This is a genomic window from Verticiella alkaliphila, assembly GCF_018904615.1.
Taxonomy (GTDB): Bacteria; Pseudomonadota; Gammaproteobacteria; order Burkholderiales; family Burkholderiaceae_B; genus Verticiella; species Verticiella alkaliphila.
The window spans coordinates 190,574-206,064 of record NZ_JADCNH010000003.1; the positions used below are offsets into that span (position 1 = coordinate 190,574).

The 15,491-nt window shown below is 53.1% G+C and carries 11 protein-coding genes and 1 pseudogene; 10 read left to right on the plus strand and 2 right to left on the minus strand.

Annotated features, from left to right (window positions below):
* Positions 1-73 precede the first annotated feature (73 nt).
* The 3 genes from IMZ29_RS03840 to galE all read left to right on the plus strand — a co-directional run bounded on the left by IMZ29_RS03840 (position 74) and on the right by galE (position 4,892).
* Positions 74-2,833 carry a glycosyltransferase gene (locus IMZ29_RS03840; protein ID WP_216180710.1) on the plus strand — a complete coding sequence of 920 codons (2,760 nt, stop codon included), beginning with the start codon at positions 74-76 and terminating at the stop codon, positions 2,831-2,833.
* A 92-nt stretch (positions 2,834-2,925) separates the two neighbouring features.
* A complete protein-coding gene (locus IMZ29_RS03845; RefSeq protein ID WP_216180713.1) occupies positions 2,926-3,780 on the plus strand; it encodes an SGNH/GDSL hydrolase family protein in 855 nt (284 codons plus the stop codon).
* Between the two features lie 80 nt (positions 3,781-3,860).
* On the plus strand, positions 3,861-4,892 hold the full coding sequence (galE, locus tag IMZ29_RS03850) for a UDP-glucose 4-epimerase GalE (protein WP_216180716.1): 1,032 nt from the start codon (positions 3,861-3,863) through the stop codon (positions 4,890-4,892).
* A gap of 53 nt (positions 4,893-4,945) precedes the next feature.
* On the opposite strand, the gene IMZ29_RS03855 is transcribed toward galE, so the two are convergent.
* Positions 4,946-7,675 (minus strand): glycosyltransferase, encoded by a 2,730-nt coding sequence (locus IMZ29_RS03855; RefSeq protein WP_253206766.1) that lies wholly within the window; start codon positions 7,673-7,675, stop codon positions 4,946-4,948.
* Between the two features lie 349 nt (positions 7,676-8,024).
* On the opposite strand from IMZ29_RS03855, the gene IMZ29_RS03860 reads away from it, so the two are divergent.
* The 5 genes from IMZ29_RS03860 (at position 8,025) to IMZ29_RS23185 (ending at position 13,637) form a co-directional block, all read left to right on the plus strand.
* Positions 8,025-8,654 (plus strand): class I SAM-dependent methyltransferase, encoded by a 630-nt coding sequence (locus IMZ29_RS03860; protein WP_216180722.1) that lies wholly within the window; start codon positions 8,025-8,027, stop codon positions 8,652-8,654.
* Positions 8,655-8,658: 4 nt separating this feature from the next.
* Positions 8,659-9,729, plus strand: coding sequence for a LicD family protein (locus tag IMZ29_RS03865; protein WP_216180725.1), 1,071 nt, complete (start codon positions 8,659-8,661; stop codon positions 9,727-9,729).
* A 1,451-nt stretch (positions 9,730-11,180) separates the two neighbouring features.
* Positions 11,181-12,347, plus strand: coding sequence for a nucleotide sugar dehydrogenase (locus IMZ29_RS03870; protein WP_216180728.1), 1,167 nt, complete (start codon positions 11,181-11,183; stop codon positions 12,345-12,347).
* Between the two features lie 256 nt (positions 12,348-12,603).
* Positions 12,604-13,248, plus strand: a complete 645-nt coding sequence (locus IMZ29_RS23180; protein WP_371820102.1) for an NAD-dependent epimerase/dehydratase family protein — start codon at positions 12,604-12,606, stop codon at positions 13,246-13,248.
* Positions 13,197-13,637, plus strand: coding sequence for a GDP-mannose 4,6-dehydratase (locus tag IMZ29_RS23185; protein ID WP_371820103.1), 441 nt, complete (start codon positions 13,197-13,199; stop codon positions 13,635-13,637). Before IMZ29_RS23180 ends, IMZ29_RS23185 begins: the two co-directional genes overlap by 52 nt.
* A gap of 32 nt (positions 13,638-13,669) precedes the next feature.
* On the opposite strand, the pseudogene IMZ29_RS22560 reads toward IMZ29_RS23185, so the two are convergent.
* Positions 13,670-13,926, minus strand: a pseudogene (locus IMZ29_RS22560) (2-hydroxy-6-oxo-6-phenylhexa-2,4-dienoate hydrolase); the annotation flags it as partial.
* A gap of 37 nt (positions 13,927-13,963) precedes the next feature.
* Between IMZ29_RS22560 and IMZ29_RS03880 the strand changes: the two are divergent.
* Positions 13,964-14,104: a hypothetical protein gene (locus IMZ29_RS03880; RefSeq protein WP_216180731.1), complete on the plus strand. Its 141-nt coding sequence runs from the start codon at positions 13,964-13,966 to the stop codon at positions 14,102-14,104.
* Between the two features lie 267 nt (positions 14,105-14,371).
* The gene (locus IMZ29_RS03885; protein ID WP_216180733.1) at positions 14,372-15,442 is read left to right on the plus strand and encodes a hypothetical protein; all 1,071 of its coding nucleotides are present in this window, start codon (positions 14,372-14,374) and stop codon (positions 15,440-15,442) included.
* Positions 15,443-15,491: the final 49 nt, after the last annotated feature.

Genomic DNA, 15,491 nt, shown 5'->3' on the forward strand with positions numbered 1-15,491 from the left:
ACCCATAGTCAATGAGCACAGCATTTCGCCCCCCCGAACGCTCACGCATACTCACTGAGACCCATCGACGCGAATGATCAATTTGAACCAGAGACCGCCCAAACGTGTGTGCCTAGTCACCCAAGAACTTCCAGGCGTAGGTCCATCTGGAGGCATCGGCACAGCTTTCCAAGAGCTCGCCATAGTCCTCGCTGAAAATGGCTACAAGGTAGACGTCCTATATGCTGGTGAGGCGAGCAGTCCAATTCCGCAAATCTATGCCCAGAATGGGATATCAGTCAATTTCGTGGAGTTCAGTGCATACACTTGGTCGAGCACCCCCCTAAGTCGATCCTACGCAATTTACCAAACCTTACGAAATAAAGTTGGGCAATACTTCGCCATTCACTTTCACGAATATGGCGGCCTGGCATTCTACGCACTTAAAGCAAAAAAGCTCCTGAACTTGTTTCGTGATACGGCGCTAATAGTGCAGACGCATGGCCCAACGCGATGGGCGTTAGCATCTAATATGTCGCCTATTCGCCACCCCGATCAGCTCTTGATCGACTACATGGAAAAGAGGTCCGTGGGAGAAGCGGACCTGGTGGTTAGCCCAAGCCAGTATTTACTCGACTGGATGACGGAGAATGGCTTTCCGAAACCTCGGACGGCAACGGTCATTCCAAATATCTCAACACCTGTTCAAACCAAAGGCGAGCACGCTCGAGAGCATAGAGAAGTAAAAGAAATTATTTTTTTCGGAAGGCATGAATTTAGAAAAGGAATCTCTACATTTACCGAGGCCGTGACCAAAATACGCGAAGAAATCGGAGAAAAAAAGGTCATCGTCACATTCCTAGGCCAACCCAGCGAAATCAACGGGTCGCCCTCCGAAATTTGGCTCACTGAGCGTACGCGGCTGTGGGATTTCCCTATCCGACTTCTGACGAATATGTCACGTGATGACGCTACACAATACATTGCCGAAAGACCGAGTGCACTCGTTATCGTCCCGTCTACACAAGAAAACTCACCTTACACAGTGTTGGAAAACCTTGTTCAGGGGACACCGTTAATAACGTCGAGCCGAGGGGGAGCGATCGAGTTAATACCCGAAGAGCTACGCGAGAGCATGACTTTCGACGGGTCTGCCAATGACCTAGCGATAAAAATTTCGTCGGCATTGACCACCGGAATCCAGACGAGCGCACCGGCTATGTCGGTCGACTCCGTGCGTAAACGCTGGTTAGACGCTCATACGCGGGTGCAAAAAAATCCCGAGAATATCTCTAAGAGCCTTCAGTCGAAAATCCAGCCAAAAGTCGTCTTAGGAATTACGCACTATGAGCGACCTCAGAAATTGCTTCAAGCTGTCTATAGTGTGCTGAACCAAACATACGACAACATCAGCATATTTGTTCTAGACGATGGCTCGAGTTCCAACGAAGCTAACGCTACCCTTGATCGAATACAACGAATCATCGCTCCCTATGGCGGGCGAGTGATCCGCCAGAGCAACAAGTATCTAGGCGCAGCAAGAAATCGAATTGCAAAGGAAAGTGCGTCGGAGTACTTAATATTTCTTGACGACGACGACCTTGCTTTGCCCAGCATGGTTGAGACCCTAGTCACCGCCGCGCAGAACTCGCCCGGCTCCATCATCGCGCCCCTAAATCTATCGATGGAAGAATCTCGACGTGGAGCCGCGCTTGTCCACCCAGAGGGATTCCAACAGAAAGTGAGTCATTTTGTATCTGGGGGCCCAATTTCCACAGTTCCATATGCGAACTATCTAAGCTCGGCCACCGCGCTGTTCCCTCGAGAGGTGTTCGATCGGTTGGGGGGATATTCCGAACTTCAAGGAGTGGGCTTTGAAGACTTTGAACTATTCGCGCGCGCGCTTCAGTGTCGAGTACCCATCGAGGTGATTCCCGAAGCGTTATATCTATATGAAACAGACCGTCCCAGCATGATCTCTTCAACTCCTGCTATGGCCAATTTGTCTCGGGTTCTGGGCGTAATTGACATCCAGGCCTTCCCCAGTGAGTGGATGGACCTCCTGGGGTGCGTGGGAGCAGAGCACATTGATGAAAGCGTGAAAGGAAGAGCTTCGTGGCTGGAGCAGGTTTCTCCGAATCGCTCTGAACTTGCGCGTATCAGACATGCTGAGCCAAACTCAGAAGAACGGTTTAGAGCTTTAGCGGATTACGCACACAAGATAGGCGCATTCCGCATGTCTTCCGCCTGGAAGATTGCCAACGTTACACCCAAAGATAAAGTGGCATACGCGCTGGGCGTGGATTTCCAGAATAAGCAGCCGCAAGCAGAACGCGAGATGAAAATTCCGGCGCGAGCTTATCAACCCACGGCATACTCACTATCGGCCTGCTTCGACTCCCATGCCACCGCTGACGTGCACTGGGCTATCTCCGAAAGAAAGGGAGCTACGCTAATCGTGTCGACAGTCCAGAATAGCACGTGGTTGAGCCTGGAATGCATATTCGATACTGCTGATTTATTAGAACAGGGCGTCGTAGAGATAGATATAGACACTTCCTCCGCATCCGCTTTCGAAGGAGTGTCGCTGTTGCGCCGTCAACGAGACACCATTATGGAAGATTCTGAGCTCGTCGCATATTCAGTCCAAGGTGAGCAAAAGTTAAGCTTTACCTTTCGAGCGAACCGGACGGTACCAGACGCAGCCGCGAGCTCTTACCGATTCATCATGTTCTTACCGATTAGGGCCCTATCGCTGACTGTTTTCGGCGTGCAATGTAACGTCCGCGCAGCTCCGCACTCTGCTGCTAGTTCTCTCGAGACATCCCAAAGTAGTTTCAAACAGGTGGCGTAGAACTGGGAAGAGCCGTATTAGACCTAAAGGCGCAGCTCAACCATCAGCAACCATCAACATACCAATATTCCATATATCCTTCTTCATCAACGATGCATAGAATCATTAAATTGAAAGAGTGGGGAGTTAACGTCGACGAACAACGCGTACCCACGCCTGAGTACTTGGCGCACACTGATGGCTCTATTGGCGCGGGCCCCTATCGTCTGCGTACTGACTCAGATGGATTTATACACGACGGCCGCGACAAGCCCAACGAGAATACGCCGTCAATCATTTTTCTAGGATCCAGCATTACCGAGTGCATGTTTTTACCCGAAGGACACAGATTATCTGACTGCGTTCAGGCGGAACTCAACGCCATGGGGACGCCATTTAGTGTACGTAACGGGGGAGTCTCAGGAACAACCTTGTTGCATGCTTTTCTGTCGCTCTTGGCCAAGGTCGTTCCTCTCAAGCCAGCAGCAGTCATAATCATGACTGGAATACTCGATATCGAGTGCGCGGAGGACAAACGAGGCTTTTGGACTGACCAACTATTCGCCTCGCCGCTGCGCACCACGCCAGAAACTCCGCCGACGTCCAGAGTAACCGTTCCCATAGACTTTTCTGATAGAACGCGGCTCTTGAGAGCGATCGATCAGGTTGGGCTGCAGTTTGGAATCACCATCATACACACGACCTTCGCCCACCGGGGTATAGATCAGTTTTCGTCAAGGAACCTGTCTTATTTTCAGGAATCTGCTAGAAAAAGATCCTTGGTTAACGAGAATACGCGGCAACACTGTTACGAGACGGATGCGAAGCTCATCGATCTAGAAGCTGAATTTTCAAACCAGTGCGAAATCTTTTACGATGACTTTCACTTGAATGAACTTGGCGCTCAAACAATGGGACGCGCTATAGCGAAAGAAATTAAAAAAATCCTTGCCGAGACATGCTCTTAAACGAGTGACTCACTCAAAGTCTAAACTTGCAGCTCGAGACTTTACTCTTGCTGCTAAAGAAATAAAGATTCGGATCATTAATGACTATACTTGTTACCGGCGGGGCGGGCTTTATCGGAACGCATACCTTAGTAGAACTTGACGCCGCTGATCACTCGTTTGTCGTGGTAGACAACTTTTCGAACAGCAGCCAGAAAGCCCTGACCGCAGTCGAAAAAATCACAAATAAACCGATTTGTTTTTTTGATGTGGATGTGCGTAACGAAGAGGCTCTGCAGCAAATCTTCGAAAATCAAGCGGCAGCTGGGCGCCCGATAACGACAGTAATCCACTTCGCCGCCCTCAAGTCCGTATCAGAGTCTGTATCACATGCGGTGCGATACTACGACAACAATATTGGCGGATTACTAAAGCTACTCGGGGCGATGACCAAAAGCAATGTTAATAACATTGTCTTTAGCTCCTCGGCAACCGTCTACGGAGACCCAGAAGCGCTTCCGTTCGAAGAAAATCACCCAGTACGCCCGAAGAATCCATATGGACATACAAAGGCCATGGCGGAACAGATCTTGGACGATTGGGCGAAACAAGACAAAAAAAATAAGGCGATTGCATTAAGATATTTTAACCCAATCGGAGCTCATCCCAGCGGCATCATCGGAGAGGATCCGAACGGAGTTCCAAATAACATTTTCCCTTATATCACTCGAGTGGCACTTGGACACCTGCCATGGCTTAACATATTCGGCAACGACTACAGTACGGTAGACGGAACGGGAGTCCGAGATTACCTACATGTCGTAGATCTGGCAAAGGCGCATGAGTTATCCGTCCGATATCTCGAAAAATCTAGTGAAGGGTTCTTCAAAGCAGTTAACCTCGGCACAGGCACTGGAACCTCAGTATTTCAGCTAGTCCAGTCTTTTGAGCTACAGTGCGGTGTGAGCATTCCTTACCAGATCGCTACTCGGAGAAACGGGGACGTGTCCAGCGCCTGGGCGAATCCTCAACTAGCGAAAAACCTTATTGGGTGGACTGCAAAGCTTTCAATCGCCGATATGTGTCGCGACGGATGGAACTGGCAATATAAAAATCCGCGCGGGTACAACTGACTTTAATCGTCTCGCTCTCGATTTTTACGCCTCGGCATCCCAGCTGACTATTTTTACGCTCCGGCCCCGAAAGATTTTAGCAGTCGCACCAGAAACTCAGCATCGTTCGGGGTTGAAGCTGAACGAATTTGCGCTGTCTGCCGCGCAATTTTACTGGCTAGCGCTGCGAAACGACGATAATCTGGCCAATCAGAAGCACGCTCTAGCCGTCCATGAAGGGAGAAATGATGTAAGGCACTTTCAAAAACGCCTGTGCGTATAGCTTCTTGCACGTCCGCCCTAGCCCTCAGATAAATTAGCTCTGCTTCCTCTACCGCACGAACTACGAACGGCAAGGCCAGATTTAAAAAGGAACGACCGACCAATGCGGCAGAAACTTCAAGATTGCGACCGACGCTAGCGTTGCAAGTGCTCGCTACTAGCTTCACGAAATCGGCGGAGATCAACTTCGAAAGGATCGGCTCGTTTCCGATTTGAACGAGCGTGGAGTACAACCGCACGCCCATGGCTCCATCAGTCGCCATCCATTCGCTCAACGTGCCGAACATATTCTCAACGGCGTTTTTGTCTGTAAAGCCAGGTGGATCAGTGATCGCGCAAACTATGCTCAGAAGATCGTGAAGGACGTTGCTCCCGTCGCCAGCGGATTGTACTCGCCGTTGTAAGAACCTGCGCGCAATTTCCGGCTGCTTGAGCGACAGCAAATGCATTACGAGTTCTACCGCTGCCTGACTAGAATTTGGGTCCGCAGAGGTTAGTTGGTATGGTAAGTCTACTGACTTTTCGCTCTGTTGTTGGCTTAGACTGGGATGTGCACTAAATGTCAACACCGCAAGTTCGCCGACCCCCGCGGGAAGATGTTCTAGAAATGGCCGGAACGAGCGCATCATGTTAGCTCGACGATTAGTCGTTGAAAGCATAGAAACTTGGTTTCGCCGGTAGTAGAACAAGGGCTCTGGGCACACGACGAACTTCGCGCCAGATAATACGGCTCTAAGATAGAGCTCAAAATCCTCATGTCCCACACCATAATCTTCGCTAAAGCCGCCTATCTCGGCGAAAGTTGATCGCCTAACGAGCGAGTTCGCGTCCCCAATCGCATTCGAGAAAATAGAAAAGGAAACTATATCGCCTAGCGGGAGAAATCGTTCTATTGCCACGTCAGTAGCATTTGGGGGAGAATCACCGCTAAACACATCAAACGCCGCCGTCACGACATCTGCGTTGGAACTCAGAGCGGCATTGACAAAGTAGCTCAGCATCTGTGGCTTTGCAACATTGTCGTCATCCATGAACAACAAGTATTGACCTGCAGCTACACCAGCCGCGTTGTTGCGAGCCTTTCCCAGGTAAGAGTTAGTCTGCTGACGTATTTTCCATCCCCGCTCGACAAACAAAGGCTTCAAAGTGAATAGCGCTTCCTGAGCTTCTGCACTGGTGCTTCCGTCATCTACTAAAATAACCTCAAAGTTGGGATAGTCCTGTCTGATGAGTGACTCTACCGCCTGCATCAAGTATTGCGGGCGGTTGTAGTGGACTAAACACACAGATACGAGCGGGAATTGATCGTGAAGCGGAAGTCTCGTTTTGATTCCTGGCGTGCGCTTGCTTCTAATAAATTGAAGCTCAGAGATCCACAACTCTTCGTTTCTATCCAATGAGAATGATAACCGGGGAGCTTCCGAGCGTTCTGATAAGGCTCTAATTATCTGAGCAGCGAGATCGCGAGGATTATCGTTAAATAGTGCGGCATCTCGGTCGGCAGCATTAACAAGTTCTGATACGCCGCCGACATCACGAGCTAGGAAGGGCACTTTTGCAGTAAGACACTCATACACAGTGTAAGGCGAGTTGTCGCTGACAGAAGGCATTACCGCCAAACGAGAGCCACTCCTCAAGTATTCTACCGCGTCATTCTGATCGAGTTCAGTAAGAAATTCCACGCGGCATTTCCATTTGACAGAACGCTCCGCGATATACACACCAGAATGCACTCCGCCCAGCGAAGAAAATTTGCCTAAAAACGTTATGGTGCTCGGCGTTTGTCCAAGGTCGGCTAATATGTCGATCGCATCACAGAATTGGATAAGACCCTTTCTGTGCTCTAGGCGACCAAAAAACACTATCTCTTCTATCAGCCCATTTTGCCTGATTGCGCGGCTCTTCTCTAACTTTCGATTTATTAGGTTAGGCAGCACATGACATGCTGGCGGTAGACGGTAACCGTGTTGACGCATCCAATTCAGCATGTATCGGCTTGGGCTGACTACCACATCCGCCAACTCAACGGACTTACGTTCGATAAAGTAAGTGATAGCTTGGAGCGGCGAAGAGCTTAGATCTGCGTTATGTATGTCATGCCACAACGACGGACTATGCGTTTGCACAACAAAAGTGGTTTTTTCAAACGCCTGCCCTGCCGCTTTTGCATTCATCGCATAGAAGCCGTGGCCTTGCCATTCCATAAAGAACACGGCGTCATACGACCTGACCTTCAGCCAGTAATATACGAAGTGAGACATCCTCAGGGCAGGGTGATCAGGGAACGTCGGCGTGTCCCAAGAGTATTCTTCTCGCATGGCAATAACGACATTGATACCGTGAGATGAGTAGGCTGAGATCCAGTCAGCCGAACGATCTGGGTCGTATCCGACCTGTGAAAAAAGTATAGTGACGTCACAGCCAGAGTGCTTGAGAAATCTAGCTAATGATGTGCAAGCGGTTCCAATACCTCCGTTCCGGACTGGCCCCAGAATGTCTGGACTGACCAAGCATATGTTCATTGTCTATAATCCCCTACACGGAAACTGAGCTGCCCTAACAGTTATTCGAGCATAACACTGCTAACAGCGCACCGCGAGCACCTCAGTTCAGATACGCCAGGTCAGAGATCATGCGCTGCGATAACGCCAACCTTCTAGCACTTAAAACAGCTCTTTTCCGCAACGTGTACACCTGACAATAGCATATAGCAATATCAAGCTATTTTGTACCGCCTCGGGTTAGTAGAATTTCTTAATGCTGTCTTCTACGCGACGCTGCATACCTCTCAAGTTTCATCGATCTGAAATGAACTGCTCCCTACGAGTATAATCAGTGCACACACGATACCAAAAGGAAACGGAGAGTTTTTTGGAAAATGATCTAAGAGCTTTGCATTGGGATGAATACTATTCTCATCTCAAGGCCCCAAGTTACCCTTCACAATTTGCGGCATTCGTTCTTGGGGAACTCGATCCTTGTTGGATTGCAGATGTGGGTTGCGGTAACGGCCGGGACACTATTTTTTTTGCTAGTCAAGGAGTGCCAGCAGTGGGCATTGATCAAAGCGCTGCAGCTATTGAGGTGGGTAGGAGTCGGGCTAAAGACCTACCAGTGAGCTTCCAGCACACCGATTTGTCCGACGTCGAACTTACCGAGTTATTTCCTGTGTCGTCGCAATTCTCCCATCGACCATTAGTTTACGGCCGCTTCTTTCTTCATGCTATTGATGAGTGCGAGGAGTTCGCTTTCCTAAAAAATTGCAGGAATTTCCTTGCCGCGTTTGGAGGAAACTTGGCTCTTGAATTTCGCACTGAACGTGACCGAGACTTGACGAAGATTACGCCAAGCCATTTTCGTCGCTTTGTGGACCCAGTTCAGCTATTGACTAGAGCTGAGCAGTTCGGTTTGCAGCCGCTATATTTCATTGAGGGGAATGGAATGGCGAAGTATGGGTCAGACGACGCCCACGTTGCAAGGATCGTATTCAATCTGGAGTAGCATCTTGAACGCGTTGAATTCTTACCGAACTGTAGTGAAGGCCGCGCTCGCGTCAGTCCTGCAAAGCGGTTTCGACAGTGTGTCACGAGAGAGGGCTGCAGCACAGTTAGAGACCAACCTCTGGCTCTCGTCTGAGTTCTTTTCTGACTCTGCATGTAGGCTCTATATGGAGACCGCAGTTGAGCTACTGAGGTCAGACAACGTTGACGTCCCGAAGCTTCTGGGCAAAGCGAACCAGTTAGCTCTTACTGCGACGTCGATGAATATGGTGCTGCTTTCATTAAACCAGGACATTGCGTGGAGCACCAATCGAGAGATAACGTCTCACGGCCTTTTTAAGTCATTTCGTTTTTGGTCTATAGAGGAAAGAAAGAAGTATTTGGAGAGCGCTAATGACTTGCTGAACGTGATTAAGGAGCGTTTTCCCCTTGTTGTGTTCGGTTATGGCATCGCCTTAGGCTTTCAGCGGAGCGGTGATCTTATTCCTCATGACGACGACGTTGATATTTTGGTAGTCGTTGAAGCCGAGGCGTACGCGTCCTTAACCGAGGCATTAGCCGAACTATCCGCACATTTGGCGAGCAGAGGGTATTTCTTATATGGGAAATGGCCCGGCCACCGTAAAGCGGCGCGCTCTCGTGAGATAAAGGATGTCGACGTTTTCGTGGGGATTAAGGAAGGTGACTTCTTATCTTTCATACCAGGGCCCAGGAAAAAAATCAAATATTCCGACGTGTTCCCGGCAGTCGTTAGGACAGTTTCTGAAACTCCGATTCCGTTGCCATCCAATATCGAGGGTTACCTGGGCGCGGTTTACGGAATTGATTGGAGAGAGCCCCAGCCTGGTTGGCAACACAATTGGTCATTAGCTGAATATACCGACGTGCTCAGTCCCACTTTGCCGGATTTTCCGTTTCAAGCCGACCGACTGATGTCCCGAGGCTATCAATGGGTGGTTCTAGACGAGAACAATTCGATTCTCTCCTTGCATACCGATAAACCTGACCACACCGGAGCGGTCGAGTTGAGAAAACTGAGGGATGAAGAGGTTGAGGTCGGACTAATCCGGCCGTAGGGTCTTCTGGACTTGACGGTACTGGCCTTTTAAGCGGCAGCATTCGTCATCTCGTCGAATGGTTTGGATGGCACGTCATCTTTAATTCGGTTAGAACCCCATTCTGACTTCACTATGCGTTATCTTCTTAGAACGCGATTGAGCCTCTGGAAAACCTTCCGGGCCGTCGCTGACTCGGAGTCGGGCTCAGCGTTTTATCAGCATGCGTAAAATGCGAACGCAGAAGCGAGTAATATGGCCAGCCATTCACCCAGCGCGCTTCACCAACCGCCTAAAGTATTGAAACGAACCGCTCAGCGACTTGCTGCCGATAACAATTGCCTGACTTCCGGCGACGGCTTGACTATCGCTCATGCCATTCTCTTGCTGTAGATGGGTCAGATTTACTTCTCCTTCACGCTGGCTTGAACAGGGAAGTGGGCCTATCGAATTGACTACGAGCGCTGGTGAACCAGGAATTGAAGTAATGCTTCGTATTAACGGGGCCAAGCTGCAGACGAGTTTGTGGTGCCGTTAGATCACTTGTGCCGCAGATTCGATGTCCCGCGCCGAGCCTCGTACTACCGATACGCAAAATCACCGAGTTCGGTCGATAGTCCGCCGCGACATTCGAGAGGGGGCATTTAAGGGTCGTCGTCCTTTGGCTACCAGTGCCTCGCACAATGACTCGGCTTAAACGAGGGTACCGCGCTGCGGAAATATGTCAGATCATAGAGTGACTCCATGTTGTAAGAGCCCTATCGGCTTTCGACCGTTCACCCTAGCGCTGTCTTCAGTTCGATCATACCTGGTGAGCGCTGATTAACAGACCTCTGTGGTGTCCGCGCAGACGATGATTGCTTGTCACGCTGGGCATGTTAGTCGTCGGCGACACGCGAGTATTGCTGGATTGGCATCTCGCGCAGTTGCTAGACTCGCACGGCGCACAGAACTTTGTCGCAGGTCTTGGCTCGTCGATTCAATATGGTCGGCCGGGTGCATGGACCACGCTTGATCCGGCCTGCCGGCGGCCGGTGGTTACGGCGCGTGGCTACGCCGCGCGGGTACGCGGTTGCTGCTTCCGACAAGACTCCACTACAACAAGCCGGCTGCTGCCATTCCGCGTGGTCAGATGTGGATGCGCACGCCGAGACAGCAATGCATGTACGACAACCGATTTGAGACGCCGTAACACGCCAACGGCGTGTTCTGCGGCTGGATCAGCGTACAACTACCGAGAAACGCACCAATCCCTCTGGATGGGGTCCCCGCTAAGGAATTTGGCGTAGCAGCAAAATCCTAAGTATGTTTCGCAGACTCAATGCATATGTTGGAGGCATCGTGCGGCCTCATGTAGCTAGGCACGTGTTCTGCCTACAAGCGTCTGTGGCAGGCAATCGGCTGCGCCGCGTGACACGACGCCGCAACATTCGATCTCCATAGTTGCCTCCGCTACCATTTACGGGGCTGCTATGCGCATTGCCATTGCTGGGCTCGGGTACGTTGGGTTGTCGAACGCCGCGCTCTTGGCGCGGAAACATCATGTTGTTGCGTTAGATCCTCAGTGCGAGAGAGTGCAGTCAGTGAACGCTCGCCGATGTCCTATCGATGATCCTCAACTATCGGATTTCCTGCTGTCGGCGCCGCTCCACCTTGAAGCTACAGTAGAGCATGAACACGCCTTCGGACGAGCAGAACTTATCGTCGTGGCGACCCCCACTGACTACGATGCCCGAACGCATCGATTCGACACGCGCACTGTCGAGTCTGTGATCGCCAAAGCGCTGGCAGTGAATTCAAGTGCCCTGATAGTTGTCAAGTCGACCATTCCGGTAGGCTATACGCGCGAGCTCCGTACACGCTTCGACTACGACCGGATTATCTTCTCGCCGGAGTTCCTGCGCGAAGGTCATGCGCTTGAAGACAATCTGAGACCTTCGCGTATTGTTGTGGGCCACACAGGCGATTGGGGTCGACTTTTTGCCAATCTTATGAAGGACGCCAGCAGCGCCCCCGATACTCCTGTGTTGCTCACAGGCTCCACCGAAGCCGAGGCCATCAAGCTCTTCTCAAACACCTACCTCGCGATGCGGGTCGCCTACTTCAACGAGCTCGACACCTATGCCGAGGTCCATGGCCTGGATTCGCACCAGATCATCGAAGGCGTGGGCCTCGACCCCCGCATCGGCACGCACTACCGCAACCCGTCCTTCGGTTACGGCGGCTACTGCCTGCCTAAGGACACCAAGCAACTCCTCGCCAATTACGACAAGGTGCCGAACAACCTGATTCGCGCCATCGTGGATGCCAACACCACCCGCAAGGATTTCATCGCGGATTCCATCCTGCGTCGGAATCCGAGAGTCGTGGGCATCTACCGTCTCATCATGAAGGCTGGGTCAGACAACTTCCGCACCTCGTCCATTCAAGGCGTGATGAAGCGGCTCAAGGCCAAGGGTGTGGAAGTGGTGGTGTACGAGCCTACCCTGGCGGCTGAAACCTTTTTCAATTCGCGGGTGGAGAAGGATCTGGCGCGGTTCAAGGAGGTGTCGGACGTGATCGTGGCGAACCGGCGCTCGCCGGAGATCGATGACGTGGTGGAGAAGGTGTATACGCGGGATTTGTTCGGCCAGGACTGACGTTAAGCTCGGCGGCATGGGTATCGGTTGGGGTAGCGTGCTCGACCCTTGCCGGTGACGCGTCGAGCAAGGCATGCCCGACCATTGGAAAGCCGGCACGCCTCTCGGCAGTCCGCATTGTCGATGGCTGGCTGGAGATGTCGTCCCGTGGCCGCTCTCCAGCTCATGCGGGCGCGGTGACCTCAGGCGTTGGCGAAGGCACGGTGCTTGACCTGCGGTACTCAGGTCTACCTTCGCCTCTGCTCTCGGGATCGCCATGATCGCCCTCGTCACCGGCGGCGCCGGCTTCATCGGCACGCATACGCTTGTTCAGCTGTATCAGGCAGGGGTGCCGTACGTCGTCATCGACAACCTCTGCAATAGCTGCCCGCAGGCGCTCGCGGCGGTCTCGCGTATCACGGGCGAGGTGGTGCCCTTCATCCGGGGGGACATCAAGAACAGCGAGCTGATGCTGCCGTTGCTGAAGTCACTCCAGGCGCACGACAAGGTGGTGACGGTGCTGCACTTTGCGGCGCTCAAGTCGGTAGCGGAATCCGTGTCGGATCCCATGCGCTATTACGACAACAATATTGCCGGCACGATCAGCTTGCTGCAGTCGATGACGGCGGCGGGAGTCCATCAGCTCATCTTCAGTTCGTCGGCCACGGTGTATGGCGAGCCGCGCCGGTTGCCCTTTGACGAGTCGCACACCATCGCGCCCACGAGCCCCTATGGGCACACCAAGGCCATTGCCGAGCAGATGCTCGCCCACTGGGCGGCATCCGATCCGCGCAACAAGGTGCTGTCGCTGCGTTACTTCAATCCGGTGGGGCGCACCCCAGTGGGCTCATCGGCGAGGATCCGCACGGCATGCCCAACAATCTCTTTCCCTGCATCACGCGCGTGGCGCGCGGATGGCTGAGTCACCTAACGGTGTACGGGGATGACTACCCCACGGCAGACGGCACGGGCGTGCGCGATTACCTGCATGTGGATGACCTGGCGCGAGCACACGTGCAGGCCATGGACTACGTCACCCACCAGCCGCCGGGCTTTCAGGCGATGAACTTGGGCACGGGCAGAGGCACGTCCGTGCTGGAGCTCGTTCAGGCTTTCGAGCAGGCTAGTGGGGTGAAGGTGCCCGTGAAGGTGGCACCGCGCCGAGCGGGTGACGTGGCCAGCATGTGGGCGGATCCGTCGTTGGCGCACCGGGTGCTGCGCTGGAAGGCAGAACGATCGCTGACGGCGATGTGCGAGGATGGGTGGCGATGGCAGGTGCGGAATCCGGAGGGGTTCCAGGGACGGATATAGGGCGCAGTTCGAATCGGGACGACGTGAAGCCCTTAGCGGGCCAGGAACGACAGCACCATTCGATTGAATTTCTCCGCATGCTCCCATTGCGCCCAATGGCCGCAGCGCCCGAACACGTGAAGGTCTGCCCGCTGCAGACCGCTCACGAGCCGCAATCCGGTATCGAGCGGTACGAACCGGTCATCTCGCCCGCAGATCACAGCCTTTCGGCCGAGATTTCTACCACTTGGCGCCCGACATCCGGGAACTGCCTGGGGTTGGCCTGCATGCTTTTGACGAAGTTCTCCACGGAACTGCCACCGCAGCCCCAGGCTTGAGTGACGACAATGTCTCTGTTTACCGGGCAGATTATTGCCGTGTCCTGGGGAGCGCCACTCTCCTTCGTGGCGCTGCGCTACATGCACGCTCCAGCGCCTGCGACCATTCCCAGCGGGTTCGTTGCCATGCTGCTGGTGCGTCCCTGCTGATGCGCATGAGGAAGCGGCGCGATGGGAGGTGGAGATACCCGTGAGAACAAAGCAGTTAGTGAAACAGGAGGCACGACACGCAGACGTTGCCCCGCAAGTTGACTTTGGCCGTCCCCGCGCTCCTGACGCCATGATCCAGCTGCTTCGACGCAGGCGCTCAGCGAAAGTGATCCTCACCCCAGACAGCGCGCGGCACGCAAATCGTCGCTAGACCTTGAACTGTCAGTTGGATTTAGCATGATACCTACAGTGACCTAGGGGTGAGGCGTGGCAAGCCTGGGACAGATCAGGGGCGCTTTGTTGGAAGAGGCCGTCCTCCACTTGCTGGGGAAAGTCGGCTATGACGTCTACGATCCGCACGCCATGCCGGCAACCGCGCATATGAGGATGGGCAAGTCCGGCCTCGAGGTACGCGGCAGAGGCAGCTGGCACCAGATTGATGCGTTCGCCACCTGGAGACACTCCCCGGCTTTCATGTATCCGCTGAACCTAATGGTTGAGGCGAAGTGTTATGCGAAGCGCAACCCAATAGGCATCGAGGTGCCGCGCAACTGCGTTGGTGTTTTGAAAGACATCTCCGAGAACTACTTCAGCACGGTGACGAGAAGCGGAGCAACACTACAGTCCGCTCGCTATAACTACACCGCTGCCATTTTTTCGACATCGGGTTACACGAAGGGGGCAGTCGAGTACGCAGTCGCGCATCAGGTCTTCCTGATTCAGTACGAAAACATCCCAACAATCCAGCCGCTGATTGACGCCATCTACGAGTTCGGCGACGACTGCATAAGTCCGCGACACTCAGCAGCGTCGAAAGACACGATAGGCAAGGTGCGGCGGTACTATAGGGAGCGCCTTGCAGGAGCCCTCCTGGGGAACGACGACACTGCGGATGTTCTCACCGACCGCGGCAAGGCCCTGTTGAGAGGCCCCGCCACACTGTACTGTCGCAGGATTCAAGGCTCTTACTTTGGCATGCTCAATGGGCGGTGGCCTTTGCATCTTCTGCGTCGCCAGCCGCTTCCCGCGTCAGCGTTCAAGAACGACACCCTGCCATGCCGCGTCTTGCAAGGCACCAAAGGTCAATGGAAGTTCGTTCCCACGGCCGTGGAGAAGAACAGCGCAAGATGGTTCGAACTGGAGTTTAGCCTACCCTCCGTGATTGCAGAGCTAGTGCAGGAAAGCCAGTTTGATGAAGAGAGAATGGCAGCGCTGCAGAAGCGCTACTTCTCGTTCATCGACCTAAGCGGAATCATTGGGGGCATCCGAAGAAACATCCGCTTGATGATGGAGCCTGGATGGGTGGATAGATACGTTGAGCGCGAACGCCAACGTTGAGACCACGTGATGGCGTAGGCAAACACAATCACACGCCGTTGCAAGGCCA